The sequence below is a fragment of the Marinobacterium profundum genome (assembly GCF_001528745.1).
Taxonomy (GTDB): domain Bacteria; phylum Pseudomonadota; class Gammaproteobacteria; order Pseudomonadales; family Balneatricaceae; genus Marinobacterium_A; species Marinobacterium_A profundum.
Window position 1 is genome coordinate 1 of record NZ_BCNS01000067.1, and the last position, 997, is coordinate 997.

The 997-nt window shown below is 51.8% G+C and carries 2 protein-coding genes; both read left to right on the forward strand.

Annotation, left to right across the window (positions count from 1 at the left end):
- Positions 1-40: 40 nt before the first annotated feature.
- Entirely contained in the window at positions 41-400 is a 360-nt protein-coding gene (locus MPRO_RS03200) for a hypothetical protein (protein WP_067286864.1), read from the forward strand.
- Positions 393-623, forward strand: coding sequence for a hypothetical protein (locus MPRO_RS03205; RefSeq protein ID WP_067286868.1), 231 nt, complete (start codon positions 393-395; stop codon positions 621-623). Before MPRO_RS03200 ends, MPRO_RS03205 begins: the two co-directional genes overlap by 8 nt.
- Positions 624-997: the final 374 nt, after the last annotated feature.

A 997-nucleotide genomic window follows, 5' to 3' on the forward strand; every position in this document is an offset into this window, starting at 1 on the left:
TGATGTGTAAACTGCATTGAAACCAAGAGGAGGCCACCCCATGCTGACTGACGAAGAGATACTGACAATCGCCTGCGACGACACAGACGGCCGCTGCATCGGCGTAGAAGGTGGCGCGCCTGGCGAGGTATTCAATGGCTACGAAGAGGATGTCGACGTTTCCGATCTGCTTATCATCTTCGCCCGCAAGATCATTGCAAAGGCTCATGAGCAGTGCCTGGCGATCAGTGACGAGCAGCTGCGGCAAATGGCGACTGAGGCGTGTGTCGAGGCAAACGGTGGGTTTCGAGACTGGAATACCATGTTTAGCGGCGACCAAGAGGCGCATATCGACGCATGGTCAGACGGCTATCGTGCCGCTCTGAAATCAGACTCGAACGAAGAGGCGCCCAATGGCTAATATCTGGAAAACCTTTGAAGGACTACTGCCGAACGACAGCCTGACCCTCGGCACCGTACAAACCGTCAACAGCGACGGTACCAGCACCGTGGAGCTGCTGGACGGCTCGCGGGTAAGGGTAGTGGGGCAAAGTGTGGCTGCGGGGAACAAGTGCTACATGAAGCAAGGGCAGATCCACGGTGCTGCACCCAACCTGCCACAGAGCAACATGATCCTGTACTGATCATGGATTTAACATCATCACTTCTTCTACCGCCACCAGCCAGTTACACTCTATTTCTGCGTCACCTGCCATACTTTAGAAAATAGCGCGCTTGTGGGGTATCTGTGGGCCAGCCAAGTAAATCGGCCCGAAGGCCCCGCATTTAGGCTATAGTCGCATAACGGACAATTACGCAACGCACTTATCTAGGAAGATATATTCAGCTTAATAAAGATGCTATATAGTTGATATTGTTACGAAATATGCGGAAGTTGATGTTTAATGGCAATGCGACGAATACAATGAAAATTGATATGAAATGTGGGCCCGGTGTGGGCCAGGGCTCAATATGAGAATTAAGTTCACCAAAAGCTGGGCCTGTCGCTTATACCCAA